Below are 26,372 nucleotides of genomic sequence, written 5' to 3'. Positions count from 1 at the left end.
TGTTTTGTGTGGCAAGTTTTTTGCTTATTTAATTCGGCTATACTTCGGGCATGAGTGTAACCCATGAAAAAACAATGCTGAAATCTTTTGATGCCAAGACCGCAAGCCGGGCCCTGGAACTGGCGCGCGAAGCCTTGCAGATCGAGACGGACGCCCTGGCTGCGTTGCATGCGCGCCTGGCGACCGACGAGACGGTGGGGCAGGCGGTTTCCTTGTTGCTGCAATGTAAAGGCCGCGTTGTAGTCTCGGGCATCGGCAAGTCCGGCCATATCGGCCGCAAGATTGCAGCCACCCTGGCATCGACCGGCACCCCGGCGCTGTTCGTGCATCCGGCCGAAGCCGCGCACGGCGACCTGGGCATGGTGACCCCGGAAGACGTGGTGATCGCGATTTCCTATTCCGGCGAAGCGGCCGAACTGATGGCCATCCTGCCGGTGGTCAAGCGCATGGGCGGCCACGTGATCGCCATGACCGGCAAGCCGGCGTCGAGCCTGGCCCGCCTGGCCGACGTGCACCTGGACGTGTCGGTGGCCAAGGAAGCCTGCCCGATGAACCTGGCGCCGACCGCCTCCACCACCGTCACGCTGGCGCTGGGCGACGCGATCGCGGTGGCGCTGCTGGACCTGCGCGGCTTCAAGGAAGAAGATTTCGCCCGCTCGCACCCGGGCGGCGCCCTGGGCCGCCGCCTGCTGACCCATGTGCGCGATGTGATGCGCAAGGACGGCGCCGTGCCGGCCGTGGGCCTGGAAACCCGCCTGCCGGACGCGCTGCTGGAAATTACCCAGAAGGGCATGGGCATGACGGCCATCGTCGATGCCGGCAACAAGCCGGTCGGCGTGTTCACCGACGGCGATCTGCGCCGCATGATCGAGAAGGTGCAGGACTTCACCAAGGTCGTCATCAAGGACGTGATGCACCTGAACCCGCGCACCATCGGCCCCGACCAGCTGGCGGTCGACGCCGTGGCGGTGATGGAGGAATTCCGCATCAACCAGATGCTGGTGGTGGACACCGACGGTACCCTGATTGGCGCCCTGCATATCCACGACCTGACGCGCGCCAAGGTGATCTGATGACGCCCAACCATGCAGACCTGGTCGCCCGCGCCGCCAAGGTGCGCCTGTTCATTTTCGATGTGGACGGCGTGCTGACGGACGGCAGCCTGAGTTACGGCGCGCAGGGTGAACTGATGAAGACTTTCAATGTGCACGACGGCCTGGGCATCAAGCTGCTGCAGGAGTCGGGTGTGAAGACCGCCATCATCAGCGCGCGCATCACCGCCATCACCAACGCGCGCGCCAAGGACCTGGGCATCGACTACGTGCACCAGGGCGGACACGACAAGCTGACCCCGTTCAAGGCCCTGCTCAATGAGCTGGGACTGGCCGAAGAGCAGGTCGCCTTTATCGGCGACGACGTGGTGGACCTGCCGCTGCTGCGCCGCGTAGGCTTTGCGGTGAGCGTACCGAACGGCCGCAAGGAAGCGCAGCGGCACGCGCACTACATCACCGGCGCGGCCGGCGGCCGCGGCGCGGTGCGCGAAGCCTGCGAATTCGTGCTGCACGCGCAAGGCAGCTACGAGCGCGTCATGGCGCAGTTCATGGCGTAAAAGGACCAAGCAATGCGCAACCAGAGGATAGCCCACCGCTTCCGCCTTTCGATCGGCATGGTATTCGTGCTGCTGGCGGCGCTCGGCAGCTTCTACCTGCTCGAACTGCTGAACCGGGCGGGCGAGCAGATGCAGGCCGATATGCGGATGAACGAGCCTGACTACATCGTCGAGAATTTCTCCTTCGTGCGCATGACGAAGGATGGCAAGCCAAGCTACATTATCGCCGGCGACAAGCTGACCCACCGTCCGGTCGACGATTCGTCCGAGATCGACAAGCCGCGCGTGCACAGCCTGGCCAGCGACAAGCCGCCGATGGACATCGTGGCCAGCACGGCGCGCGTGGAAGACGCCAACAGCCGTGTGACCCTGAACGGCACGGTGACCATCGACCGCGCTGCGGCGCCGGGCGCGCGATCGCTGCACATGGCGACGGAAAAGCTGGTGATCTTCCCCGATGAGGACCGCATGGAAACCGACCAGCCGGTAAAGATGAAGGTGGGCGATACGACCGCCTCGGCCAACAGCATGCGCGCCAATAATGCGACGCGCGAAATGCACCTGGAAGGCGCCGGCACGCTGGTGCTGCCGCCGAAGGCCCAATAACAAAGGAACGACCATGAAACGACTATTCCTGTCGGCCGCCTTGCTGCTGGTTGCAGCGGCGCCGGCGCTGGCCGAAAAGGCCGACTCTTACAAACCGACTGTCATCAACTACGGCTCGATGGATATCGACGACGTCAAGCAGATCACCATCCTGCTGGGCGGCGTGAAGCTGACGCGCGGCACCCTGACCATGACGGCCGAACGGGCCTATGTGAAACAGACCCCGGACGGCTTCCAGCAGGTGACCCTGTTCGGCGGCGACAAGAAAGCCACCTTCCGCCAGAAGCGCGACGGCGCCGGCGACCAGTGGGTCGAGGGCGATGCCGAGCGCATCGAATACGAGGAACAGGCCGAGCTGGTGAAGATGTTCAGCAAAGCCTCGATCCGCCGGCTGGAAGGCGGCAAGCAGAACGATGAAGTGCAGGGCGAGTTCATTTCCTACGACAGCCGCAAGGAATTCTTCAGCGTGCGCAATACCACGACCGGCGAGAGCAAGCCGGGCGGCGGCCGCGGCACCATGGTGATCCAGCCATCGCGCACCGAACCGCCTGCTGCGCCAGCCACGCCGCCTGCCACGCCAGCGGCCACTCCGGAGAAAAAGTAAGAATGCAAGCAAATACCTGCGCCAGCACGCTGGTCGTGCGCGGCCTCCAGAAGACCTATGGCAAGCGCCAGGTGGTGCACGATGTGTCGCTGCAAGTCGATTGCGGCGAGGTGGTCGGCCTGCTCGGCCCGAACGGCGCCGGCAAGACCACCTCGTTCTACATGATTGTGGGCCTGGTGGCCTCCGATGCCGGCACCATCGATATCGGCGGCACCGACGTTTCCAGCCTGCCGATCCACAAGCGCGCCACGCTGGGACTGTCCTACCTGCCGCAGGAAGCTTCGGTGTTCCGCAAGCTGACGGTGGAAGAAAATATCCGCGCCGTGCTGGAAATCCAGCGCGTCAACGGCAAGGCGCTGTCGAAGGCGGAAATCGAGCAGCGCCTGGAAGCGCTGCTGGCCGACTTGCAGATTGAAAAGCTGCGCGAAAACCAGGCCCTGTCGCTGTCCGGCGGCGAGCGGCGCCGTGTCGAGATCGCCCGCGCCCTGGCGACCAACCCGCGCTTTGTCCTGCTGGATGAGCCCTTCGCCGGCGTCGATCCGATCGCCGTGATCGAAATCCAACGCATCGTACGATTCCTGAAGGAGCGCAATATCGGTGTGCTGATCACCGACCATAATGTGCGTGAGACCCTCGGCATCTGCGACCGCGCCTATATCATCAACCAAGGCGCGGTGCTGGCCTCGGGCCGCCCGGACGACATCATTGCCAACGAATCCGTACGCCGCGTCTATCTCGGCGAACACTTCCGCATGTAAGCGAGGGCCATGAAACAAACACTGCAACTGCGAACCTCGCAACACCTGGCGCTGACGCCGCAGCTGCAACAATCCATCCGCCTGCTGCAGCTCTCGACGCTGGAGCTGCACCAGGAGTTGGAACAGCTGCTGGGCGACAACCCGATGCTGGAGCGGCTCGATGATCCGCTCGACCACTCGGTACGCCTGCTGGCCGATGGCGCCATCAGCCAGGTCAACGGCAATGGCAGCGAAGCCGCCGCACCGGCCACGCCGGAAAGCGGGCCGGCCGAGGGCGCCGATGCCCCGGCCGCGGCTGAAGGCGAGAGTTATGAAAGCGGCGACGGCGAAAGCATCAACAGCAGCGACGACGCCGACTGGAGCGCCAGCAGCGCCGGTAAATCCGCCGACGACGAAGACAGCCGCCCGCAGCTGGAAGCCTCCGGCTGCACTCTGCGCGAGCACCTGCTGGAGCAGATGCGCGTGACGGTGCAGGAGCCGCGCGACCGCGCCCTGATGGAACTGATCATCGATGCGCTGGACGACAACGGCTACCTGGAAGAGCCGCTGGAGGAAATCCACGAGCGCCTGCCGCCGGAACTGGAAATCGAACTGGACGAGCTGCGCTGCAGCCTGGTACTGCTGCAAAGCTTCGACCCGGCCGGCGTCGGCGCGCGCAATGCCGGCGAATGCCTGGCGCTGCAGATCCGGCGCATGCCCGCCGTGCCGCTGGTGACGCGCCGCATGGCGCTCACCATCGTCGAGAAGCACCTGGCCTGGTTCGCCCAGCGCGAATTCACCAAGCTGAAAAAAGCGCTCGACTGCGATGATGAAGACTTGCGCGAAGCGCAGGCGGTGATCCGCCAGTGCAATCCGCACCCGGGCGCCGAATTTTCCTGCGGCGATTCGGACTACGTGGTGCCGGACGTGATCGTGAAGAAGGGGCGCGGCGGCTGGCTGGTCATGCTGAACAATGATGTGGTGCCGCGCCTGCGCGTGAATGCGCTGTACGCCAACCTGCTCAAGCAGGGCAAGAGCGAGTCGCAGATGAACGGCCAACTGCAGGAAGCCAAGTGGCTGATCAAGAATATGCGCCAGCGCTTCGACACGATCCTGCGCGTCGCCGAAGCGATAGTAGAAAGACAAAAGAACTTTTTCAGCCACGGCGCCGTGGCCATGCGCCCCCTTGTGTTGCGTGAAATAGCTGATACACTGGGACTACACGAGAGCACTATTTCTCGCGTAACAACTCAAAAATATATGCTCACCCCACATGGCATGTTTGAGTTGAAATATTTCTTTGGTAGCCACGTCGCCACCGAAGCTGGGGGTGAAGCTTCGTCGACTGCGATACGGGCACTGATCGTGCAATTGACAGGAGCAGAAGACCCGAAAAATCCTTTATCTGACAGTAAGATTGCGGACATGCTCGGTGAACAAGGCATGGTAATTGCGCGACGGACTGTTGCCAAATATCGCGAAGCGTTGAAAATCCCTCCGGTAAGCCTCCGCAAATCTTTGTAGTGAATGGGTTCCTCTGCGCGCCATTGGCATGCACGAACTCGAGAGCGACATCATCTTTAGGAGTGTGTATGAATCTCACCATCAGTGGACATCATGTCGAAGTGACCCCAGCCATCCGCGAGTACGTGCAGAACAAGCTGGAACGAGTCAAGCGCCATTTCGATCAAGTAATCGATATTGCTGTCATCCTGACTGTAGATAACCTCACCGAGAAAGAGAAACGCCAGAAAGCGGAAATTAACCTGCGCATGTCTGGCAAAACTGTGTACGTCGAAAGCCTGTCGCAAGATCTCTACGCCGCCATCGACACCCTGATTGATAAACTGGATCGCCAGGTCATGAAGTACAAAGACCGTGTGCAGAACCACAATCATGCGGCCATCAAGCATCTCCCGGATACGTACGAGGCACCCCCCACCGCCATGTAAAGGAATGGCCGTGCAGCACACCTAAGGGCGCAATTGGCGCCCTTTTTTGCGTCCGCTGTTTGCGTGGCGTCTGCGTTAGAATATTTGCATGAGCGAACACGTCCAAATCCAACTCTCGAACGGCACCGGCTTCATCACGCTGGACCGCCCCAAGGCACTCAACTCCCTTTCGCTCGGCATGGTGCGTGCGATGACGCAGGCCCTGCTGGCATGGCGCGACGATGCCTCGGTGGCTGCCGTCGTGGTGCGCAGCACCAGCGAACGCGCGCTGTGCGCCGGCGGCGATATCCGTTTCTTCTACGACGTCGGCCGCGCCAATACGCAAGGCGACAGCGCGCTGCTGGAAGACTTCTTCAGCGAGGAATATGCGCTGAACCATTTGATCCATTTCTATCCCAAGCCTTACGTGGCCCTGATGGACGGCGTGGTGATGGGCGGCGGCATGGGCATCGCCCAGGGCGGCCCGGACTGCGGCGTGCGCGTCGTCACCGGCCGCACCAAGATGGCCATGCCGGAAGTGAATATCGGCTTGTTCCCCGATGTCGGCGGCAGCCACTTCCTGTCGCATGCGCCGGGGCAGCTGGGCATGTGGCTTGGCCTGACCGGCCTGACGGTGGGCGCGGCCGACGCGCTCTACCTCGACCTGGCCGACTACTTCGTGCCGGAAAGCGAACTGGCGGCGCTGACCGCACTGGTCGAAGCCACGCCCGGCAAGGCGCTGCGCGATGCGATTGCCGTCTTTGCCGGCCCGTACAACGCGTTCGCCGGCGACAGCGAACTGGAGGCGCAGCGCGCCCTGATCGACCGCCATTTCGCGGCGGGCTCGGTGCCGGCCATCATGGAATCGCTGCGCGGCGACAGCCATCCCTTCGCGCAGAAGTCGCTCAAGGCGATGGAGCTGCGCTCACCGCTGATGATGTGCGTGACCCATGAACTGCTGAAGCGCGGCGCGTCCCTCGGCGTGTCCGATTGCCTGCGCATGGAGCGCAACCTGGTGCGCCGCAATTTCGAACACGGCGAGATTTTCGAAGGCGTGCGCGCGCTGGTGATCGACAAGGACAACCAGCCGAAATGGAATCCCGCTGCGCTGCCCGAGGTCACGCCCGACATGGTGGCGCGCTTCTTCGAGCCGTGCTGGCCGGCCTGGGCCCATCCGCTGCGCCATCTCGCATGAGGGATCTGGACCGGATCGACCGCGGCATCCTGAATATCCTGCAGGAGGATGCCAGCACCCCCCTGCGCGAAATTGCGGAGCGCGTGCATTCATCGGTCGCCACCTGCCAGCGCCGCATCGAAAGGCTGCGCAACGACGGCGTGCTGGTGAAGGCTGTGGCGCTGGTGGACCGCGTGGCGGCCGGGCGGCCGCTGACCGTGTTCGTCTCGGTCGAACTGGAAAAGCAGAACACCGACATCCTCAAGCAATTCGAACAGCGCATGCGCGCGGTCCCTGAGGTCATGTCCTGCTACGAAGTCGCCGGCGAGTTCGATTTCCACCTGATTGTTACGGTGGAATCGATGGAGGAATACAGCGCCTTTACGCGCCGCGTCTTCACCTCCCACCACAACGTCATCAACGTCAAGAGCCTGTTCGCGATGAACTGCTCGAAGTTCGAGACCAAGCTGACGCTGTAGACGCTGGCCGTTAGCCGGCAGCCGGCGTCCTGGCTGCTCGACGCGCTGCAAGCGCTGCAAGCATCAGGGCGATACACGGCAGCCAGACCCACATCATCTCCGATTTGATGACCGCCAGGCCGGCGGGGCTCAGGAAGCGCTGCACCGTCAGCGGCGACACGCGGATGACCTGGGTGGAAAAGAACAGGCGCTGGTCCGAGAATGGCCAAAGCAAGGCCGCGCCCAGGCCGCCGGTGGTGCACATATCCAGCAGGGGATGGGAGACGCAGGCGGTGGAAATAAAGGCCCAGGCGACCCAGCGTTTCGCGCGCAGCCACGGCGCAAGCAGTGCCGCCAGTCCGCCCAAAGCCAGCGCAAAAGCGATGGAATGCGAGGCGCCGCGATGGCCGAATTGGTCCGCGTAAGCGATGCCGAGCTTGAAGGCGACGACGTCCATGTCCGGCGCCATCGCCGCAAACATGCCGGCCAATAGCAGCCGAGTTGAAATCCTCGTTGGGCCGAGCGTGACGCCGATCGCCAGCGGAATCGCGGCATGGGTAATGATGGTGGGCACGTTCGATTACTCGCTATGTCCGAAGACGACAAACAAAACAAACCAGATGAGCGCGGTTGCGAGAACTGGAGCCAGGATGGCGGCGACGCAGATTTGTATTACCCTGCGCGCCGGGGTGAGCGGCGTATTGCGGCCGGCCCTGAACTGGATAGCGCCGCATCCAAGCAGCGGCACCAGCAAAATGACGATATGCATGAGCGGTCGCGGCTCCTGGCCTTGCAGGGTGAGCATGACGCCCAAGAACCAGACGCATGCGAATCCTATCGCCAGGATGAATGACTGCAACGGGCTCAATTTCTTCAATTTCTGTGTTTCCATTCCGTACGTTCGAAAAAATGCCCGCGCGGCCAAAGCAGGTTGGCCCCTTCGCCGTGGTACTGCACTTCAGCGGCCGACATGCCGCGCGACCGGGCCCAGCGCCGCCAATGGTAAACCGAGACCGACCACCAAAGCCAGGCCGCCGTAAAACCGGCGCCAAGCGCAAGGAATTGCGGAAGCGGCGGCTCGATCGCGAAGCAGGTTTGCATGATGAGGAAAGGCCCCAGCATCAAAGGCAGGAGCGGACCATTGACCAGGATCTTGCCCGCAATGACAGTATTTCTGACCTGCGCTACGCCCGCCTTGGGCAAGGCAAATTTCACGTCATCGGAAATGCGCGCGAGGGCCTTCCGTTCCTGCTCCGGCATCTGAAGCAGGCGGCTGCGCAGCGTGCGCTTTTGCAGGGCAATAATCACGGACAGCAGTCCCGATGTGCACAGCATGACGGCCAGGAAGGTCAGCTTGCGATGTGTGCCAAGCCAGCGCGCCAGGAACTCGGTGACGAGCCATAGCACCGCCAGCCCCGCGGCTACCAACAGGCAGGCGCGCAGCCTGCCCACTATTCTTTCGGGCAGTCGACAGGCGGCAAAGGCCCGAATACAACTTCGCTGTCGGCAGGCCCCGAAGTCTGGAGGATATAGACAACCTTGGCGGCGCTATCGACGTACATCATGTGCGCCCGGCCGCCAGGCAGCATGCCCGGCGAATTGAGCGCGATATGCCGCGTGTCGCGCAAGCTTTCCGGCAGCTTGGGCACCGTCGGCCACTTTTCGCGGGTGCCCGAAGGCGACACGAAGGCGCCGTAGTGTGCGGCCGTGCAACGCCAGATTGGATCCGGCTCCGGAGGTGCAGCGCCCAGCGCCGCAGCAAGAAGTAGTGAGATCGCCATAAGCAGATAATAGATCAAAAAATCCAGTCTGCAGTAATTTTGATTGCAACAGAATGTTTGTTGCTACCGAGTTCGGTATCGGCGAGGACGGGTCATCTGATCAGGGCTCGAAAGGAACGTGGCCATACATCGCTTTCAGGCGATGGTGGCGGTGGCGGAAGACAGCGCGGTACATCGGCATGAGCAGCGCCGCGAGGAAAGGAATCCGGCCTTGTACCGTAAGCGTATCGGTGACCACGCAGCCGGCGTCGCTGCGTTCGGTGGTGCGTTCGTGTTGCCAAACCTTGTTGCACCACGAGTGGGAACGTTCCAGGAAGCCGCGCGCGGGAATGATCTGGGCCAGCCGCAGCGAGTGCACATCGACCGGGATGAGCCCGAACAGCAGGATCACACTGCGGAACAAGACCGGGCCGGCAGCCCACTGCTCCACTGGACAATTCCTCCATGCCGCCGGGGCGGTCATGCTCACCAGCGGCCGCAGTTCGGCATTGACGGCGTTCATGGACATGCGGCGCCAGAACGCTTCCGGCGTGACCGCCAGTTCGGTGCGGATGGTGAATGTGGGCATTCGCTAAGGCGTGATCCATGGCATGGAGTCGATGCTAGCACGGCGTGGGAAAATTTCCCGCTGCCTTCGGTTAATTCGGGAAATCGTTTCGCGGCGTCAACATATGATGACCACTCGCTGTTTGAAAGGAGCGCATCATGATTGACCACGTATCCATCGCCACCCGCGACCTGCCGCGCGCTGTGGCGTTCTACAAAGCCTGCCTGGAGCCCCTGGGCTACAGCGTGCAGCACCAGGATGAAGGACAGGCCATTTTCGGCGCCGACGGCCATTGGGCCTTCGCAATCTACCCGGCGCAGGGCGATGCGCCCCTGGTGGGTCAGCGCGGGCATATCGCCATCAGGGCATCGTCGCAGCTGGCGACGCATGCCTTCCACGCCAATGCCATGGCGCAGGGCGCGGCATCGCTGCGCAAGCCGGGCCTGCGCCCCGATGTCAACGAGCGCTATTTTGGAACGATGATCACCGATCCGGACCAGCATACGATCGAAGTGGTGCACTGGTTGGATTAATTTGGTGCACAGGGCCGGCCGGCGGCTGGCCCGCATCTTGCTGAACAGCTTGGGTCATTCACTTTACCCAAGCGCCCATGACCCTCATCCGCTCAGCCCATCCGGCCGACGCCGCCGCCATCGCGGCCATCTACAACCACTACGTTGCAAGCAGCACGATCACGTTTGAAGAAGCGGAAGTCGGCGCCGATGTGATGGCCGTCCGCATCGCCAAAGTGATTTCGTCCAAGCTGCCCTGGCTGGTCATCGAGCAGGACGGCAAAGTCCTCGGCTATGCCTATGCCAGCAAATGGAAGGAACGTTCCGCCTATCGCTTTTCGGTCGAGAGTTCGATCTACCTGCAGCAGGAAGCGCGCGGTCGGGGTTTGGCACGCAAGCTGTACCAGCACCTGTTCGAACTGTTGCGCCAGAGCGGCGTGCACCTGGTGATCGGCGGCGTGGCATTGCCGAACGATGCCAGCGTCGGCCTGCATCGGAAGATGGGCTTCCAGCCGGTCGGCGCGTTCAAGGAAGTCGGCCGCAAGTTCGGCCGCTGGATCGACGTCAGCTATTGGCAGCTGCGCCTGGAGTGAGCCGCTTCAGGATTGTTCGCGATGGCGCAGCACCACGGTTTCGGCTGGAGCGAAGTGCCTGGCCAGGCGTTCGGCCATATACACCGAGCGATGCTGGCCGCCGGTGCACCCAACGGCCACCGTCAAGTAGGAACGGTTGTCGCGCTTGAAATGCGGCAGCCATTTGCTGACGAAGCCTTTGATATCCTGGAACATCTCTTCGGCGCTTTCCTGCGCATCGAGGAAGGCGATCACCGGGGCATCGCGTCCGTTCAATGGGCGCAGTGCGAGGTCGTAATAAGGATTCGGGATGGCGCGCACGTCGAACACGAAGTCCGCGTCGAGCGGCACGCCGAGCTTGAATGCGAAGGATTCGAACAGCAGCGTCAACGGCGCGTTCTCGCTTTGCACCAGGTCCTTGATCCATGCGCGCAGCTTGTTGGCGCTCATTTCCGACGTGTCGATCACGTGGCCAAGCTGCTGGATGGCCGACAGGCGCTCGCGTTCTTCGGCGATGCTTTCAATCAGCGTGCGGCGTGCCGTAGGGTTCTGGCCCGGTCGAATCTCGTGCGACAGCGGATGGCTGCGGCGTGTTTCGGAAAAGCGCGCCACCAGCGAATGGGTGTTCGCGGTGAGGAAAATCACTTTGACTTCGTGCCCGTCTTCCTTCAGCTTGCGGAATTCGCCCGGCAGGTTGGCAAGGCTGGAGGCGCTGCGCGCGTCGACCGCCACTGCCAGCGCATCGGTGCCCTCAACGGCAAGGCGCTCAACCAGGTCGGGCAGCAGCGCGGGGGGCAGGTTGTCGACACAGTAGTAGCCGGTGTCTTCGAGCACGTTCAGCGCAACGGATTTGCCGGAGCCGGAAATCCCGGTAATGAGGACGATTCGCATATGACCGATAGTACCATTAGTCCGTATCAGTCACCGGACATTGCCTGGCGTTGGCGCTCCATGAATTCCTGCAGCGTGTCGATGCCGCGCAATTGCAAGATGGTGTTGCGTACCGCCGCCTCCAGCAGCACCGCGATGTTGCGGCCGGCCGCCACGGGAATCACGACCTTGCGGATGGGCAGCCCGAGCACGTCTTCGGTCGGGAACTGGAACGGCAGGCGTTCCACTTCCTCCTCCAGCGCCGAGCGGCGCACCAGGTGCACGATCAGCTTCAGGCGCATTTTGCGGCGCACGGCGGTCTCGCCGAAGATCGCCTTGATATCGAGCAGGCCCAGGCCGCGCACTTCCAGCAGGTTTTGCAGCAGCGGCGGGCAGCGGCCTTCGATCATATTGGGCGCGATGCGGGCGAACTCCACCGCGTCGTCGGCCACCAGGCCGTGCGAACGTGAAATCAATTCAAGTCCCAGCTCGGATTTGCCGAGGCCGGAGTCGCCGGTAATCAGCACGCCCACGCCCAGCACGTCCATGAACACGCCGTGCATGATGATGCGCTGCGCCAGTTTCTTGGACAGGTAGACGCGCAGGAAGTCGATCACCTGCGCCGCCGGCAGCGGCGTGGAGAACAACGGGATATTCTTTTCGTCGCAGATCGCCAGGATGTCGGGCGGCGTCTCCAGGCCTTGCGCGATGATCAGCGCCGGCGGGCCGCCCGCAATCAGCTCGCCGATCACATGGGCGCGCGTCAGCGATTTGAGGCGCTGGTAGTAATTGATTTCCTGGTGGCCGAATACCTGGATGCGGCCGGGGTGAATGGTATTCAGGTGGCCGACCTGGTCGGCCGCCGATGCCACATCGCCGGAGATCAGCCGCTCGCCGCCGGGAAAACCGGCGAACCAGCCCAGCTGCAGGGTTTCGCGATTGTCGTCGTACAGTCTCTGGATCGTCAGCGGCGTTTGCAGCATGTTCAACCCGCCGCTTGCAGGCTAGGCTGCCAGTTGACGATGCGGCTGTAGACCGACTTCGGGTCCGGGTCTTCCGTCAGGGCCTGGCGGAAGGCGTCGTCCGAGAACATTTCCGCGATCTCGGACAGGATTTCGAGGTGCTGCTGCGTCACGTGGTCGGGAATGAGCAGGAAAAACAGCAGGTTCACCGGTTTGCCGTCCGGCGATTCGAAAGGAATCGGCTCGGCCAGGCGGACGAAGGCGGCCAGCGGCGCCTTCAGGCTCTTGGAACCCTTGATGCGCCCGTGCGGCACCGCCACGCCGTGACCCAGGCCGGTGGAGCCCAGCCGTTCACGCGCGAACAGGTTGTCCGATACGGTGGATCGGGCAATGCCGCAGTTGTTCTCAAAGATGAGGCCGGCTTGCTCGAAAGCGCGCTTTTTGCTGGAGACTTCCAGATCAAGCTGGACGTTCTCTAGCGAAAGGATTTTGCTCAGGTTATTCATGACGCGACATTATGTGCTAGTGCGAGCGCATTATAGGCCTGTTTCTCAGCTGTGTAACTCGAAATTCATGCAATGTTTCCACATGGAAAATCCTTTACTGGCGGGCGTTGCGCAAATTCGATGGCCGCTGCGCACTCGTGAAATTGGTGCGCCATGGATTGATATCCAGTCCGCCCCTCCGGGTATAGCGGGCATAGACCGTCAAATGTTGAGGCTTGCACTGGTGCAGGATGTCGGTGAAGATGCGCTCCACACATTGCTCGTGGAACTCATTATGCTCCCGGAAACCGATCAGGTACTTGAGCAAACTCTCCTGGTCGATCTGCGGACCGTAATAGCTGATCTGCACGCTGCCCCAGTCCGGCTGGCCGGTCACCAGGCAGTTCGATTTCAGCAGATGCGAGACGAGGGTCTCCTCTACTGGCAGTTCATCGAAATTGGCTTTCAGGGTTTCCGGCTGCGGGGAATAGTTGTCGACATCGATGTCCAGGCGGTCCAGCAGCTGGCCCTCCAGCTCCCCCATTGCCAGCTTACCGAAATCTTCCTGCATGGTCAGGGTCACATGCACGCTGGCGCCGGCGGCGGCCGATAAATCCTGCTGCAGCAGGATTTTGAGGGCGTCCGGGCCGGCCAATCGGGTCTGGTTGAAGGAATTGAGGTAAAGCTTGAAAGATTTGGATTCGATCAAGTTGGGCGAATCGGCGGGGATGGTGAAGCGCGCCACCGCCACTTGCGGCTTGCCGCGCATGTTCAGCCAGGAGAGCTCGTAGCCGTTCCAGATGTCCACGCCGAAGAACGGCAGGGTACCTTGCAGGCCCAACTCGTCACGCTTGCCCTGGCGCGGGATTGGGAACAGAAGTTCCGGCGCGTAGTCGCTGCGGTAGGCGGAGGTTTTGCCGAGGGGGGAGTGTTCTGGGAGGTTCATGGCGGACGTAATTTGCGAAACAGTCTGCCAGTTTAACAAAAACCGGTCATTCGGGGTCAGCCCCGGCGGGGCTCGGCGCTGCCCAACAGCGCATGACCAGCACCGTTGCCCGTTGATCAGACAGGGTCAGACCCTTGGGTCCGGCCCTGGTTTACCGGTTTTAAAGAAACAGCTTATATACCGGATTCTGCGACTCATCCCAATAGCGATAGCCCAAGGTCGTCAGGAACTGCATGAACTTCTCGGCATCCTGCGGCGGCACCTGCAAGCCGATCAGGATCCGCCCCACATCGCCGCCCTGCGAGCGGTAGTGGCACAAGGAGATATTCCATTCCGGCTCCATCGAATCGAGGAAGCGCATCAGCGCCCCCGGGCGCTCGGGGAATTCAAAGCGGTACAGCAACTCATCCTTCGCCAGCTCGCTCTTGCCGCCCACCAGGTGGCGCAGGTGCGACTTGGCCAATTCATCGTGAGTCAAGTCCAGCGTCCGGAAATCATTTTCCTCAAAACGCCGCGCGATCGCCGACGACTCGCTGCGGTCGGCAATCTGCACGCCGACGAACACGTGGGCCTGCTCCTTGTCGCTGATGCGGTAGTTGAACTCGGTCACATTGCGCGGCCCCACCAGGCTGCAGAAGCGCTTGAAGCTGCCGCGCTGTTCCGGAATGGTCACCGCAAATACGGCTTCGCGCGATTCGCCCAGCTCCGCGCGCTCCGCCACAAAGCGCAGGCGGTCGAAGTTCATATTGGCGCCGCTGCAAACGGTCACCAGCGTCTCGCCCGTAATCGGGTACTTGCCCATCTCCGCGCGCTCCACATAAGCCTTGGCGCCGGCGACGGCCAGCGCGCCGGAAGGCTCCAGGATGGAACGCGTATCGGTGAAGACATCCTTGATCGCGGCGCAGATCGCATCGGTATCGACCACGATCACCTCGTCGACAAACTGCTTTGCCAGGCGGAAGGTTTCTTCGCCCACCAGGCGCACCGCGGTGCCGTCGGCGAACAGGCCGACATCGGACAGCGTCACGCGCTCGCCCGCCTTGAGCGAGCGGCCCATCGCGTCCGAATCCATGGTTTGTACGCCGATGACCTTGATATCCGGGCGCAACTGCTTCACATAGGTTGCGACACCGGCAATCAGGCCGCCGCCGCCGATCGGAACGAAGATGGCGTGGATCGGGCCCGAATGCTGGCGCAGGATTTCCATGGCAATCGTGCCCTGGCCGGCGATCACTTCCGGATCGTCGAAGGGGTGGACGAAGGTCAGCTTCTGCTCTTTTTCAAGCTGCAGGGCGTGGTTGTATGCATCGGTATAGGACTCGCCGTGCAGCACCACTTCCACGCTCTGGCCGCCGCGGCGGCGCACGGATTCGATCTTCAGAAGCGGGGTGGTGGCCGGCATGACGATGAGGGCGCGGCAACCGAGTCTGGCTGCGGACAGGGCTACGCCCTGCGCGTGGTTGCCGGCCGAGGCGCAAATGACGCCGCGCTTCAATTGCGCGTCGCTCAGATTCGCCATCTTGTTGTAAGCGCCGCGTACCTTGAAGCTAAAGACGTCCTGCATGTCTTCGCGCTTGAAGTAAATCTGGTTGCCGATCCGCTGCGAGAGAATGGGCGCCAGTTCAAGCGGGGATTCATGGGCCACGTCGTAGACGCGGGAGGTCAGGATTTTCTTCAGGTAGTCGATAGTCATGATTTGCAAAGGAAAAGGATTGGTGCAAAGACTGTCAACGGCGGGTAACCGAAGGGGGCGCACGCCTGCCATGCGGGTATGCGGGTGGCAGGATGTCTAACGTGCTTTAAGCTTGGTATGGATGATTATAATTGAGTCATGATTGAAAACGCTATTCACGGACTGCTGAACCTTCTGGCAGCGCCGGAAGTGGGACTGACCTCGCTCTTTATCATCAGTTTCGTCTCTGCCACCCTATTGCCCCTGGGCTCGGAACCCGCCGTCTTCGCCGTCTGCAAAGCCAATCCTGAACTGTTCTGGCCGGCCATTGCCGTCGCCACCCTGGGCAATACCTTGGGCGGGGTCGTCGACTACTGGCTCGGGTACTACGCCAAGAACGCCTTTGCCAAGGAACGCTCCAGCCGCTGGTTCGGCTGGCTGGCCCACCACGGGGCCAAGACCATGCTGCTGTCCTGGGTGCCGGGCATCGGCGACCCCCTGTGCACGCTGGGCGGCTGGCTCAAGCTGCCCTTCTGGCCGGCCACCATGTACATGGCAATCGGCAAGCTGGCGCGCTACCTGTGCATGACGTTAATGTTGCTGTATGTACCGGATGGGTTCTGGCGCTCGCTGGCCCACGCCCTGGGCGGGTGATGCCCGCCCAGGGCGAGAGGGATCAAAAGATTCCGCATAGCAGCAGTGCTGCAAAATTTCAGGTTTGATCAGGCTTTTCCGCGCAAACTAACAACGGTTGGCCTTATTTTCGGCGAAATAATGTTTTGTTGATTGACGTTAACGGAACCCGCTCACCCTCTAAGGCTGTTTCCATCTTGTGCGCCGCAATAAGATAGAATGTTCTGTCCTAGCGTCAGCCCCCCCGTCCACGCATAATGAACGCACCAGCACAAATCCAGGCACTGCTCGCCGAATCGCCAGATGGTCACGCCCACACCCGCTTGCGGGAAATTCCTTATAACTACACCTCCTTCTCCGATCGCGAAATTGTGATCCGCCTGCTGGGCGAAGAATCCTGGGTGCTGCTGGATGAATTGCGGGCGTCGCGCCAGACCGGTCGCTCCGCACGCATGCTGTACGAAGTGCTGGGCGATATCTGGGTGGTGCGCCGCAATCCCTACCTGCAGGACGATCTGCTGGATAACCCGAAGCGCCGCCAGGCCCTGATCGACGCGCTGCACCACCGCCTGTCGGAAGTGGACAAGCGCCGCAGCACCGTCGACGCGGCAGATGTGGAAACGCAAAAGCGCAGCGGCAACGTGGAAAAGCTGCTGCGCGCCGCCAGCAAGGCGGTGGCCGACTTCGGCGAAGAATTCCGCCAGACCTACGACCTGCGCAAGCGCACGTTGAAGGTCCTGGGCAAATACACAGAGAAGCACAATATCTGCTTCGACGGCATGAAGCGCATCAGCCACGTGACCGATGCCACCGACTGGCGTGTTGAATACCCGTTCGTGGTGCTGACCCCGGATAGCGAAGATGAAATGGCCGGCCTGGTGAAAGGCTGTATCGAACTTGGCCTGACCATCATCCCGCGCGGCGGCGGCACCGGCTATACCGGCGGCGCCATTCCGCTGACGCCGTTGTCGGCCGTGATCAACACCGAAAAGCTGCTCAAGCTGGGCGCCGTCGAAATGAAGGTGCTGCCGGGCCTGGAGCGCGAGTACGCGACCGTGCATTCGGAAGCGGGCGTCATCACCAACAAGGTCAGCGAAGCGGCCGAAAAGGCGGGCTTCGTGTTCGCGGTCGACCCTACGTCGGCGCACGCTTCCTGCATCGGCGGCAATATCGCCATGAATGCGGGCGGCAAGAAGGCCGTGCTGTGGGGGACCGCGCTGGACAACCTGGCCTCGTGGCGCATGGTGGACCCGAACGGCGACTGGCTGGAAGTCACGCGCCTGGAGCACAATCTGTCCAAGATCCACGACACGCCGCTGGCGCGCTTCAAGCTGGAATGGACCCATCCGAACGGCCGCGGAGAGTCGAAAGGCGAACCGTTCAGGACCGAGATCCTGGAAATCGAAGGCCGCAAGTTCCGCAAGGAAGGCCTGGGCAAGGACGTCACCGACAAATTCCTGGCCGGCCTGCCGGGTGTGCAGAAAGAGGGGACCGACGGTCTGATCACGTCGGCGCGCTGGATCCTGCACAAGATGCCGAAGTTCACCCGCACCGTCTGCCTCGAGTTCTTCGGCCAGGCGCGCGATGCGATCCCGTCGATCGTGGAGATCAAGGATTATCTGGACGGCTTGCCGGCGCAGGGCGAACAGTTCAAGACCATCCGCCTGGCCGGCCTGGAGCACCTGGACGAGCGCTACCTGCGCGCCGTCGGCTATGCCACCAAATCGAAGCGCGGCGTGCTGCCGAAGATGGCGCTGTTCGGCGATATCGTCGGCGACGACGAAGATGCCGTGGCGCTGGCCGCATCGGAAGTGGTGCGCCTGGCGAACACCCGCGTCGGCGAGGGCTTCGTGGCTGTGAGCCCGGAAGCACGCAAGAAATTCTGGCTGGACCGCGCCCGCACCGCCGCGATTGCAAAGCACACCAACGCCTTCAAAATCAATGAAGACGTGGTAATCCCGCTGAACCGCATGGGCGAGTACACCGACGGCATCGAGCGCATCAACATCGAGCTGTCGATCAAGAACAAGCTGCAGCTGGCGCAAGAACTGCGCGAATTCCTCGGCGCCGACAAGCTCCCGATCGGCAAGAGCGACGATGCCACCGACGACAAGGTCGGCTACGCGGAAATGCTGGGCGACCGCCAGTTGCAGGCGCTGGCCCTGGTGGACCAGGTGCGTGCGCGCTGGACCTTTATCCTGTCCAACCTGGACAAGCCGCTGGCCGACGCGCGCGGAGAATTGCTGGCACTGGGCCTGGATCACCTGGCCGGCGCGCTGGACGAGCGCCTGCAGCACCAGCCGCAAGCGACCCTGTTCGACGTGGCGCAGGACCGCACCGTGCGCATCAGCTGGAAGCAGGAAATCCGCGCCCAGCTGCGCCAGATCTTCAACGGCGGCGCCTACAAGCAGATCCTCGACGAAGCGCAGGCGATCCACAAGCGCGTGCTGCACGGCCGCGTATTCGTGGCGCTGCACATGCACGCGGGCGACGGCAATGTGCACACCAATCTGCCGGTCAACTCGGACCACTACGAAATGCTGCAGGACGCGCACAAGGCCGTGGCGCGCATCATGAAGCTGGCCCGTTCGCTGAACGGCGTGATCTCGGGCGAGCACGGCATCGGCATCACCAAGCTGGAATTCCTGACCGAAGACGAGATCGGCGAATTCCGCGAGTACAAGAAACGCGTCGACCCGGAAGGCCGCTTCAACAAGGGCAAGCTGCTCAACCTGCCGGGCATGGAAGCGACCCTGCTGAACGCCTACACGCCATCCTTCGGCCTGATGGGCCACGAATCGCTGATCATGCAGCAAAGCGATATCGGCGACATCGCCAACAGCGTGAAAGACTGCCTGCGCTGCGGCAAGTGCAAACCGGTGTGCTCGACCCATGTGCCGCGCGCCAACCTGCTGTATTCGCCGCGCGACAAGATCCTCGCCACCTCGGCGCTGATCGAAGCCTTCCTGTACGAAGAGCAGACCCGCCGCGGCATCTCGATCCGTCACTGGGAAGAGTTCGAGGATGTCAGCGACCACTGCACCGTGTGCCACAAGTGCGCCACGCCGTGCCCGGTGAATATCGACTTCGGCGACGTGTCGATGAATATGCGTAACCTGCTGCGCAAGATGGACAAGCGCTCCTTCAATCCCGGCAAGCGCGCGGCCATGTTCTTCCTGAACGCATCGGATCCGGCCACGATCCAGGCCACGCGCCAGACCATGATCGGCTGGGGCTACAAGGCGCAGCGCCTGGGCCACGAAGTGTTCAAGGCTGTGGCGCGCAAGCAGACCAAGGCGCCGCCGCCGACGGTCGGCAAGCCGGCCGTGCGCGAGCAGGTGATCCACTTCGTCAACAAGAAGATGCCGGGCAACCTGCCGAAGAAGACCGCGCGCGCGCTGCTGGACATCGAAGACAACAAGATGATCCCGATCATCCGCGACCCGAAGAAGACCAATGCCAATACCGAGGCGGTGTTCTACTTCCCGGGCTGCGGTTCGGAGCGACTGTTCTCGCAGGTCGGCCTGGCCACGCAGGCCATGCTGTGGGAAGTGGGCGTGCAGACCGTGCTGCCTCCGGGCTACCTGTGCTGCGGCTATCCGCAGCGCGGCGCGGGCGAATACGACAAGGCCGAGAAGATGATGACGGACAACCGCGTCCTCTTCCACCGCATGGCCAATACGCTGAACTACCTGGATATCAAGACCGTGGTGGTGTCCTGCGGCACCTGCTACGACCAGCTGGCGACCTACGAGTTCGAGAAGATCTTCCCGGGCTGCCGCATCATGGATATCCACGAGTTCCTGCTGGAGAAGGGCGTCAAGCTGGAAGGCGTGGAAGGGACCCGCTACATGTACCACGACCCTTGCCATACGCCGATGAAGCAGCAGGATCCGCTGAAGACCGTGAACGCTCTGGTGTCCACCGTGGACAATGTGAAGATCGAGAAGAACGACCGCTGCTGCGGCGAGTCGGGGACCTTCGCCGCGGCCCGTCCGGATATCTCGACCCAGGTCCGCTTCCGCAAGGAGCAGGAAATGGTGGCGGGCGCGGACAAGCTGCGTGCCGACGGCTTCAAGGGCGACGTCAAGATCCTGACCTCCTGCCCGTCCTGCATGCAGGGGCTGACGCGCTACAACGACGATTCGGGCACCACCGCCGATTACATCGTGATCGAAATCGCCAAGCACAAGCTGGGCGACAACTGGCTGGTGGATTACGTGGCGCGCGCCAATGACGGCGGCATTGAAAGGGTGCTGGTATGACGACGCATTGCGACCTGTGCAAGCTGCTGGCCGCGCCGCCGGCTGAGGTGCTGGTATGGCGCGATGCGCGCCTGGCGGTGATCCTGGTGGACGAGCCGGGCTATCCCGGCTTCACCCGCGTGGTATGGCACGGGCATGTGCGCGAGATGACCGACCTGGCGCCGGCGGAGCGCGACCATGTCATGCGCACCGTGTGGGCGGTTGAAGAAGCGCAGCGGGCGACCCTGGCGCCGCACAAGATCAATGTGGCCAGCTTCGGCAATATGACGCCGCACGTGCACTGGCACGTCATCCCGCGCTACACTGACGATGCGCACTTCCCGAACCCGACCTGGGGCGCGAAGCAGCGCGAGCACGACGCAGCGGCGATCGCGGCGCGTGCGGCTTTGCTGCCGGCCTTGCGGGCGGCGATTATCGAGAAACTGAAATGAGCAATCCTACCGGCCTGACCGTCCACAGCAAATCGCGCTACCTCGAAATCGCTTTCGACGATGGCGCGAGCTTCAATATTCCTTTCGAACTGCTGCGCGTGTATTCGCCGTCGGCGGAAGTGAAGGGCCACGGGCCGGGCCAGGAAGTGCTGCAAGTGGGCAAACGCGAGGTTGGCATGACTAATCTCGAGCCGGTCGGCAACTACGCGGTCAAGCCGACCTTCGACGATGGCCATAACTCCGGCCTGTATACCTGGGCATACCTGTACGACCTGGGCGCCCGCATGGAGCACCACTGGGCGGACTACCTGAAGCGCCTGGAAGCGGCCGGCTTCCCGGGCGACGCTGGGCGCGAACCCGGAACCGTCCTGCCCGGCGCCAGCGCCAAGGCGCAAGGCTGCGGCCACCAGCACTGACTGAGTCCCGGTCCCGCTCCGGGTGCTGGCGCATGAACTCCTTGTCGCGAAATTATTTATTGTCGGGCAGGACGAGTAATGATTCCTACTTTCCCAGGCCAGGGCGCAGAGGGGGAGTGTCGAGGTCGATGTTGCAGGGCATTGGGCCAGCTTTACGCCGGGCCCGAATGCCTGCGGTCGGATATATCAAGAGTCGGGCGGCGAGTTATCGCCCTGGCAATAGTCTCAGTTGACCATCATTTTGCGGCGCTGGAATTCTTCGTAGCGCTGCTGCTCGCGTTCCCAGATGTAGCGGAAGGCGGCGCGGGCTTCTGGAGTCAAGCGGCGGATTGCCTCAACGTTAAAAGTCATCGGGTGCGGCTCAGCGGAGGCCAGGGCGCGCGACTGGGCGCGGGTGGCGTCGATGAACTGCTTGGTGGCTTCGTCGATATCCGGGAAAAAAATGTCCGCGGGCAATTTTTGCTGAAGCTCCATCTGAAATCTCCTAAGTGCGACAAATCGTCTGAGCCTTAAAACGACTCGTTGAGCATTCTGGTTGACAAGCTTCATCAAAATCTGTGCGCCACTCCACAAATGTATAATGCGGCAATTACAAGGCACCCTGAAAATGACCAATACCACGCATTTCGGTTATAAAACCGTCAACGAAGACGATAAAGTCAAAGAAGTCGCCAAGGTCTTCCATTCCGTCGCCGCCAAGTACGACGTCATGAACGACCTGATGTCCGCTGGCCTGCACCGCATCTGGAAGGCTTTCACTATTGCTAACGCGGCGGTACGCCCGGGCATGAAGGTGCTCGATATCGCTGGCGGTACCGGCGACCTGGCCAAGGCGTTCGCCAAGGCGGCCGGGTCGACCGGCGAAGTCTGGCTGACCGACATCAATGAGTCGATGCTGCGCGTCGGCCGCGACCGTCTCTTGAATAAGGGCCTGGTGACCCCCACCTTGATTTGCGACGCGGAGAAGCTGCCCTTCCCGGACAACTACTTTGACCGTGTCAGCGTGGCGTTCGGCCTGCGCAATATGACGCACAAGGATGTTGCTCTTTCTGAAATGCGCCGTGTGCTCAAGCCGGGCGGCAAGCTGCTGGTGCTGGAGTTCTCGAAAGTGGACCAGCTGCTGCAAAAACCGTATGACTTTTATTCCTTCACGGTGCTGCCGTGGATGGGCCAGAAAGTGGCCAACGATGCGGAGAGCTATCGCTACCTGGCCGAATCCATCCGCATGCACCCGGACCAGGAAACGCTGAAGACCATGATGCAGGCGGCGGGTCTGGAGCGCGTGCAGTATTACAACCTGACTGCGGGTGTGGCCGCCTTACACACCGGCATCAAAATGTGAGTGTACTCTCAATGAAAATGAAGAAGTTCCTGGCCAGCGCGATGATCGCACTGACCGCTTTCAGCATGATGGGCGAGTTGTCGGCGCGTCCGATGGGTGGTAGCAAGTCGTCCGGCCGCCAATCGTCGAACGTGAGCCGCATGCCGCGCCAGGCTGCACCGGCCCCGGCACCGGCTGCGCCGTCCGCGGCGCCTTCCGCCGCGCACCAGGCTCCTGCCGCGCAGGCGCCTGCGCCGGCACCGAAGAAGCCGAGCATGTGGAAGGGCCTCCTCGGCGGCGCGCTGCTGGGTCTTGGCTTGGGCGCACTGCTGTCGCACTTCGGCCTCGGTGGCGCCATGGCGTCGGCCATCAGCTCGATCCTGATGATCGCCCTGATCGGCGGCGTGATCTTCTTCATTGTCAGCATGCTGCGCCGCAAATCGCAGCCAGCGGCCCAGCCGGCATTCAGCGGCATGAACGGCGTTCCACTGAATCAGCAGCAGTCAGCGCCGTTTGAGCCGGCACCGGCAATGCAGTCGGCCGCCGCGCCGGCCGCTGCGGCGCATACCCCGTGGGGCGTGCCTTCCGATTTCGATACGCCCGGTTTCCTGCGTGCGGCCAAGACCAACTACATCCGCCTGCAAGCGGCTTGGGACAAGGCCGACGTGGAAGATATCCGCAACTTCAGCACGCCGGAGATGTTCGCCGAGCTGCGCATGCAGATCCAGGAACGCGGCGCGCAAGTCGAGTACACCGATGTGGTCACCATCGACGCTGAATTGCTGGGCATCGAGAACGACGGCAAGGAATATTTGGCCAGCGTGAAGTTCTGGGGACAGATGAAGCCTGCGCCCGACGCGCTGCCCGAATCGTTCCAGGAAGTCTGGAACCTGAGCAAACCGGTCAGCGGCAACACCGGCTGGATGCTGGCTGGCATCCAGCAGCTGGCCTGACCTGGCGCGCTTTAACTGGTAAGATCTAGACCGCCCTGGTTTTCCGGGGCGGTTTTGTTTTTGCGAATGAAAAGACGAAGAATATGTTTCCATTTCCGCCCAAGCTACCGGGCCTGAGCATGCCGGTCGCCGCCACCATCAACCACCTGCTGGCGCAGGAACCGTGGGCGCGCAGCGAATTGAAGCTGCACGCCGGGAAAGTGGCCGTCATCGACGCCAGCCCGGCCGTGCTGCGCCTGCGCGTGGCCGCGGACGGCATGGTGGAGGCGGCGGGCAGCGACGCGGCGGCGGTGACGATCCGCATGAAGCTGAGCGACCTGCCGCTGATCGCGCAAAACCGCGAACGCGCCTTTTCCTACGTGCAGATCGAGGGCGACGCCGAATTTGCCAACGCCATTTCGCGCCTGTCGCAAGCGCTGCGCTGGGAGGCCGAGTACGACCTGGAAAAACTGGTGGGCCCGATCGCCGCGGTGCGCCTGGTGCGGGGCGCCAGGGCCATGGTGCAGGGCGCCCGCAACGGCCAGCGCAAGGTGGCCGAAAATGTCGCGGAGTACTTCCTCGACGAAAACCCGCTGCTGATCCGCCCGGTGGCGGCGGAAAGCTTCGCGGCCGATGTGACCCGCTTCCGCGACGATGTGGAACGCGCCAGCAAACGGCTGGAAAAACTCGAACAAAAACTGGCTAAATGATCCGTAAATTCCTTCGGCTGTGCAAGATTGTCCGCGTCTCCGTCCAGTACGGGCTGGACGAAATCGCCATCTCCGGCTTCGACAAGCCGCGCATCAGCAAATTCCTCGACATCCTCTTCTTCTGGCGCGACCTGTCCACGCCGCGCGCCGTGCGCCTGCGCCGCGCGCTGGAAGAGCTGGGCCCGATCTTCGTCAAGTTCGGCCAGGTGCTGTCGACCCGCAGCGACCTGTTCCCGCTGGATATCGTCTCCGAGCTGTCCAAGCTGCAGGACCGCGTGCCGCCCTTCGATTCGGACCTGGCGATCCAGATGATCGAGGCATCGCTGGGGGCGCACCCGGACGAACTGTTCGCGCGTTTCGAGCGCGTGCCGGTGGCCTCGGCCTCCATCGCCCAGGTGCACTTCGCGGCGCTGAAGGACGGCACCCAGGTGGCCGTGAAAGTGCTGCGCCCGGGCATGAAGAAACTGATCGATGAAGACGTGGCGCTGATGCATATCGCGGCCAACTTCATCAACCGCGTGTGGGCCGATTCCAAGCGCCTGAAAATCCAGGAAGTGGTGCAGGAGTTCGACAAATACCTGCACGACGAGCTGGACCTGATGCGCGAGGCGGCCAACGCCAGCCAGTTGCGGCGCAATTTCGCCGAGTCCAAGCTGCTGCTGGTGCCCGAGATGTACTGGGACTACTGCTCCAGCAATGTGATCGTGATGGAGCGCATGCACGGCATTCCAGTGTCGCAGATCGACCGCCTGGTCGAGGCCGGCGTGGACCTGAAAAAACTGTCGTCTGATGGGGTGGAGATTTTCTTTACGCAAGTGTTCCGCGACGGCTTTTTCCACGCCGATATGCACCCGGGGAATATCCTGGTGTCGATCGAGCCGGAGTCGTTCGGCCGCTATATCGCGCTGGACTTCGGCATCGTCGGCACGCTGAACGACTACGACAAGGATTACCTGTCGCAGAACTTCCTGGCCTTCTTCCGCCGCGACTATAAACGCGTGGCGGAAGCGCATATCGAATCGGGCTGGGCACCCAAGGAAACCCGTGTGGACGAGCTGGAGGCGGCGGTGCGCGCCTGCTGCGAGCCGATTTTCGATCGTCCGCTGAAGGATATTTCGTTCGGCCAGGTGCTGCTGCGCCTGTTCCAGACCTCGCGCCGCTTCAATGTGGAAGTGCAGCCGCAGCTGGTGCTGCTGCAAAAGACCCTGCTGAATATCGAGGGCCTGGGCCGCCAGCTGGACCCGGAGCTGGACCTGTGGAAGACGGCCAAGCCTTACCTGGAACGCTGGATGGCGGAGCAGGTGGGCTGGCGCGGCCTGGTGGACCGGCTCAAGGCCGAAGCGCCCAGGTATTCGCATATCTTCCCGCAGCTGCCGCGCCTGGCGCACCAGGCGCTGACGGTGGCGGCCGAGCGCGATGTGGAAACCCGGCAGCTGCTGGCCCGGCTGCTGGCCGAGCAGCGGCATACCAACCGCCTGATGACGTTCTTCGTCTTCTTTGTGGGCGCCTTCGTGGTCGGCACGGTGGCGTACCAGGTCTATGCCCGAGTTCTCTAACCGCAATCCGCGCACGCCGGAGTTCTGGGACCAGCGCTTCGAGGGCGCGTTCACGCCCTGGGACCGGGGCGGGGTGCCGGCGCAGCTGGCAAGCTGGCTTGAAACCGGCAAACCAGGGTCCGACCCAAGGGTCAGACCCGCCTTGGCGGAGGCCACGGACTGCCGGTTTTCGGCGCTGATCCCCGGCTGCGGCTCCGGCTACGAACTGCAAGCCTTCTGCGAAGCGGGCTGGAACGCCACCGCCATCGACTTCTCCCCAGCCGCCGTTGTTGCGGCGCAACAAGCGGTCGGCGCCTGGCGCGATCATGTCGTCCAGGCCGACTTCTTCGGCTACACGCCGGCGCAGCCGCTAGACTTGATCTATGAACGCGCCTTCCTGTGCGCCATGCCGCGCGATATGTGGCCGCGTGTGGTGCAGCGCTGGGCGGAACTGCTGCCGGAGGGCGGCCTGTTGCTGGGCTACTTCTTCTTCGACGACGCGCCCAAGGGACCGCCGTTCGGCGCTGACAGGGCGCAGCTGGAGCAGTTACTGAGCGCTCACTTCAGTCTGGCGTGGGACGAGCCGGCCGGCGACTCCATCCCGGTATTCCAGGGCAAGGAGCGCTGGATGGCCTGGCGCCGGGAAAAAGCTTTATAATTCAG

The 26,372-nt window shown here is 62.4% G+C and carries 31 protein-coding genes; 20 read left to right on the top strand and 11 right to left on the bottom strand.

The window, feature by feature from the left end; all coding sequences use genetic code 11:
- Nucleotides 1-74: 74 nt before the first annotated feature.
- The 9 genes from H597_RS0107520 (at nucleotide 75) to H597_RS0107480 (ending at nucleotide 7,140) form a co-directional block, all read left to right on the top strand.
- Entirely contained in the window at nucleotides 75-1,073 is a 999-nt protein-coding gene (locus tag H597_RS0107520) for a KpsF/GutQ family sugar-phosphate isomerase (RefSeq protein ID WP_028101593.1), read from the top strand.
- Nucleotides 1,073-1,609, top strand: coding sequence for a KdsC family phosphatase (locus H597_RS0107515; RefSeq protein WP_028101592.1), 537 nt, complete (start codon nucleotides 1,073-1,075; stop codon nucleotides 1,607-1,609). Before H597_RS0107520 ends, H597_RS0107515 begins: the two co-directional genes overlap by 1 nt.
- A gap of 12 nt (nucleotides 1,610-1,621) precedes the next feature.
- The gene (gene lptC / locus H597_RS0107510) at nucleotides 1,622-2,215 is read left to right on the top strand and encodes an LPS export ABC transporter periplasmic protein LptC (RefSeq protein ID WP_035373405.1); all 594 of its coding nucleotides are present in this window, start codon (nucleotides 1,622-1,624) and stop codon (nucleotides 2,213-2,215) included.
- A 13-nt stretch (nucleotides 2,216-2,228) separates the two neighbouring features.
- Nucleotides 2,229-2,819 (top strand): lipopolysaccharide transport periplasmic protein LptA, encoded by a 591-nt coding sequence (lptA, locus tag H597_RS0107505; RefSeq protein ID WP_028101590.1) that lies wholly within the window; start codon nucleotides 2,229-2,231, stop codon nucleotides 2,817-2,819.
- 2 nt (nucleotides 2,820-2,821) lie between these two features.
- Entirely contained in the window at nucleotides 2,822-3,577 is a 756-nt protein-coding gene (gene lptB, locus H597_RS0107500) for an LPS export ABC transporter ATP-binding protein (protein WP_028101589.1), read from the top strand.
- A gap of 9 nt (nucleotides 3,578-3,586) precedes the next feature.
- Nucleotides 3,587-5,080 carry an RNA polymerase factor sigma-54 gene (locus H597_RS0107495; RefSeq protein ID WP_028101588.1) on the top strand — a complete coding sequence of 498 codons (1,494 nt, stop codon included), beginning with the start codon at nucleotides 3,587-3,589 and terminating at the stop codon, nucleotides 5,078-5,080.
- Nucleotides 5,081-5,148: 68 nt separating this feature from the next.
- Entirely contained in the window at nucleotides 5,149-5,508 is a 360-nt protein-coding gene (hpf, locus tag H597_RS0107490) for a ribosome hibernation-promoting factor, HPF/YfiA family (RefSeq protein WP_028101587.1), read from the top strand.
- 88 nt (nucleotides 5,509-5,596) lie between these two features.
- Entirely contained in the window at nucleotides 5,597-6,682 is a 1,086-nt protein-coding gene (locus tag H597_RS0107485) for an enoyl-CoA hydratase/isomerase family protein (protein ID WP_028101586.1), read from the top strand.
- Nucleotides 6,679-7,140, top strand: coding sequence for an Lrp/AsnC family transcriptional regulator (locus tag H597_RS0107480; RefSeq protein ID WP_028101585.1), 462 nt, complete (start codon nucleotides 6,679-6,681; stop codon nucleotides 7,138-7,140). Before H597_RS0107485 ends, H597_RS0107480 begins: the two co-directional genes overlap by 4 nt.
- A gap of 10 nt (nucleotides 7,141-7,150) precedes the next feature.
- Here H597_RS0107480 and H597_RS0107475 read toward each other — a convergent pair whose 3' ends face one another.
- The 5 genes from H597_RS0107475 to H597_RS0107455 form a co-directional block, all read right to left on the bottom strand.
- Nucleotides 7,151-7,693, bottom strand: coding sequence for a metal-dependent hydrolase (locus tag H597_RS0107475; RefSeq protein WP_028101584.1), 543 nt, complete (start codon nucleotides 7,691-7,693; stop codon nucleotides 7,151-7,153).
- Between the two features lie 6 nt (nucleotides 7,694-7,699).
- The gene (locus H597_RS0107470) at nucleotides 7,700-8,011 is read right to left on the bottom strand and encodes a hypothetical protein (RefSeq protein ID WP_154668009.1); all 312 of its coding nucleotides are present in this window, start codon (nucleotides 8,009-8,011) and stop codon (nucleotides 7,700-7,702) included.
- Complete coding sequence (locus tag H597_RS0107465) at nucleotides 7,993-8,571, bottom strand: hypothetical protein (protein ID WP_028101582.1); 579 nt, start codon at nucleotides 8,569-8,571, stop codon at nucleotides 7,993-7,995. The genes H597_RS0107470 and H597_RS0107465 overlap by 19 nt, the downstream gene beginning before the upstream one ends.
- Nucleotides 8,571-8,900 (bottom strand): hypothetical protein, encoded by a 330-nt coding sequence (locus H597_RS0107460; protein WP_154668008.1) that lies wholly within the window; start codon nucleotides 8,898-8,900, stop codon nucleotides 8,571-8,573. Before H597_RS0107460 ends, H597_RS0107465 begins: the two co-directional genes overlap by 1 nt.
- Before the next feature lie 100 nt (nucleotides 8,901-9,000).
- Nucleotides 9,001-9,468, bottom strand: coding sequence for an Rv1443c family protein (locus H597_RS0107455; protein WP_028101580.1), 468 nt, complete (start codon nucleotides 9,466-9,468; stop codon nucleotides 9,001-9,003).
- A 137-nt stretch (nucleotides 9,469-9,605) separates the two neighbouring features.
- Here H597_RS0107455 and H597_RS0107450 point away from each other — a divergent pair, with 137 nt between their 5' ends.
- Both H597_RS0107450 and H597_RS0107445 read left to right on the top strand, forming a co-directional pair.
- On the top strand, nucleotides 9,606-9,980 hold the full coding sequence (locus H597_RS0107450) for a VOC family protein (protein ID WP_028101579.1): 375 nt from the start codon (nucleotides 9,606-9,608) through the stop codon (nucleotides 9,978-9,980).
- Between the two features lie 77 nt (nucleotides 9,981-10,057).
- Nucleotides 10,058-10,552, top strand: a complete 495-nt coding sequence (locus tag H597_RS0107445) for an arsinothricin resistance N-acetyltransferase ArsN1 family B (RefSeq protein ID WP_035373402.1) — start codon at nucleotides 10,058-10,060, stop codon at nucleotides 10,550-10,552.
- Nucleotides 10,553-10,558: 6 nt separating this feature from the next.
- Here H597_RS0107445 and rapZ read toward each other — a convergent pair whose 3' ends face one another.
- From rapZ to ilvA, 5 genes are all read right to left on the bottom strand, one after another.
- Nucleotides 10,559-11,422 (bottom strand): RNase adapter RapZ, encoded by an 864-nt coding sequence (rapZ, locus tag H597_RS0107440; RefSeq protein WP_028101577.1) that lies wholly within the window; start codon nucleotides 11,420-11,422, stop codon nucleotides 10,559-10,561.
- Between the two features lie 26 nt (nucleotides 11,423-11,448).
- Nucleotides 11,449-12,384, bottom strand: coding sequence for an HPr(Ser) kinase/phosphatase (hprK, locus tag H597_RS0107435; RefSeq protein ID WP_028101576.1), 936 nt, complete (start codon nucleotides 12,382-12,384; stop codon nucleotides 11,449-11,451).
- 2 nt (nucleotides 12,385-12,386) lie between these two features.
- Entirely contained in the window at nucleotides 12,387-12,869 is a 483-nt protein-coding gene (locus tag H597_RS0107430) for a PTS sugar transporter subunit IIA (RefSeq protein ID WP_028101575.1), read from the bottom strand.
- 94 nt (nucleotides 12,870-12,963) lie between these two features.
- A complete protein-coding gene (queF, locus tag H597_RS0107425) occupies nucleotides 12,964-13,794 on the bottom strand; it encodes an NADPH-dependent 7-cyano-7-deazaguanine reductase QueF (protein WP_028101574.1) in 831 nt (276 codons plus the stop codon).
- Nucleotides 13,795-13,954: 160 nt separating this feature from the next.
- Nucleotides 13,955-15,487 carry a threonine ammonia-lyase, biosynthetic gene (ilvA, locus tag H597_RS0107420; protein WP_028101573.1) on the bottom strand — a complete coding sequence of 511 codons (1,533 nt, stop codon included), beginning with the start codon at nucleotides 15,485-15,487 and terminating at the stop codon, nucleotides 13,955-13,957.
- 138 nt (nucleotides 15,488-15,625) lie between these two features.
- Between ilvA and H597_RS0107415 the strand changes: the two genes are divergently transcribed.
- From H597_RS0107415 to H597_RS0107400, 4 genes are all read left to right on the top strand, one after another.
- On the top strand, nucleotides 15,626-16,120 hold the full coding sequence (locus tag H597_RS0107415) for a YqaA family protein (RefSeq protein WP_028101572.1): 495 nt from the start codon (nucleotides 15,626-15,628) through the stop codon (nucleotides 16,118-16,120).
- A gap of 236 nt (nucleotides 16,121-16,356) precedes the next feature.
- Nucleotides 16,357-20,364, top strand: a complete 4,008-nt coding sequence (locus tag H597_RS0107410) for a DUF3683 domain-containing protein (RefSeq protein WP_028101571.1) — start codon at nucleotides 16,357-16,359, stop codon at nucleotides 20,362-20,364.
- The gene (locus tag H597_RS0107405) at nucleotides 20,361-20,795 is read left to right on the top strand and encodes an HIT family protein (RefSeq protein ID WP_028101570.1); all 435 of its coding nucleotides are present in this window, start codon (nucleotides 20,361-20,363) and stop codon (nucleotides 20,793-20,795) included. Before H597_RS0107410 ends, H597_RS0107405 begins: the two co-directional genes overlap by 4 nt.
- Nucleotides 20,792-21,211, top strand: coding sequence for a gamma-butyrobetaine hydroxylase family protein (locus H597_RS0107400; RefSeq protein WP_028101569.1), 420 nt, complete (start codon nucleotides 20,792-20,794; stop codon nucleotides 21,209-21,211). Before H597_RS0107405 ends, H597_RS0107400 begins: the two co-directional genes overlap by 4 nt.
- A gap of 225 nt (nucleotides 21,212-21,436) precedes the next feature.
- Here the strand turns inward: H597_RS0107400 and H597_RS0107395 are convergent, their stop codons facing one another.
- Entirely contained in the window at nucleotides 21,437-21,685 is a 249-nt protein-coding gene (locus H597_RS0107395) for a hypothetical protein (RefSeq protein WP_028101568.1), read from the bottom strand.
- Nucleotides 21,686-21,818: 133 nt separating this feature from the next.
- On the opposite strand from H597_RS0107395, the gene ubiE reads away from it, so the two are divergent.
- From ubiE to H597_RS0107370, 5 genes are all read left to right on the top strand, one after another.
- The gene (gene ubiE / locus H597_RS0107390) at nucleotides 21,819-22,553 is read left to right on the top strand and encodes a bifunctional demethylmenaquinone methyltransferase/2-methoxy-6-polyprenyl-1,4-benzoquinol methylase UbiE (protein ID WP_028101567.1); all 735 of its coding nucleotides are present in this window, start codon (nucleotides 21,819-21,821) and stop codon (nucleotides 22,551-22,553) included.
- Nucleotides 22,554-22,564: 11 nt separating this feature from the next.
- Nucleotides 22,565-23,485, top strand: a complete 921-nt coding sequence (locus tag H597_RS0107385) for a Tim44 domain-containing protein (RefSeq protein ID WP_028101566.1) — start codon at nucleotides 22,565-22,567, stop codon at nucleotides 23,483-23,485.
- Between the two features lie 83 nt (nucleotides 23,486-23,568).
- A complete protein-coding gene (locus H597_RS0107380) occupies nucleotides 23,569-24,174 on the top strand; it encodes a ubiquinone biosynthesis accessory factor UbiJ (protein WP_051293608.1) in 606 nt (201 codons plus the stop codon).
- The gene (ubiB, locus tag H597_RS0107375; protein WP_028101564.1) at nucleotides 24,171-25,730 is read left to right on the top strand and encodes a ubiquinone biosynthesis regulatory protein kinase UbiB; all 1,560 of its coding nucleotides are present in this window, start codon (nucleotides 24,171-24,173) and stop codon (nucleotides 25,728-25,730) included. Before H597_RS0107380 ends, ubiB begins: the two co-directional genes overlap by 4 nt.
- The gene (locus tag H597_RS0107370; protein WP_028101563.1) at nucleotides 25,714-26,367 is read left to right on the top strand and encodes a methyltransferase; all 654 of its coding nucleotides are present in this window, start codon (nucleotides 25,714-25,716) and stop codon (nucleotides 26,365-26,367) included. The genes ubiB and H597_RS0107370 overlap by 17 nt, the downstream gene beginning before the upstream one ends.
- The last annotated feature ends 5 nt before the right edge of the window (nucleotides 26,368-26,372 follow it).

This window comes from Pseudoduganella violaceinigra DSM 15887, assembly GCF_000425385.1.
Taxonomy (GTDB): domain Bacteria; phylum Pseudomonadota; class Gammaproteobacteria; order Burkholderiales; family Burkholderiaceae_D; genus Rugamonas; species Rugamonas violaceinigra.
The sequence above is the reverse complement of the archived record's forward strand: the minus strand, read 5'-3'. Positions and strand labels throughout refer to the sequence as shown.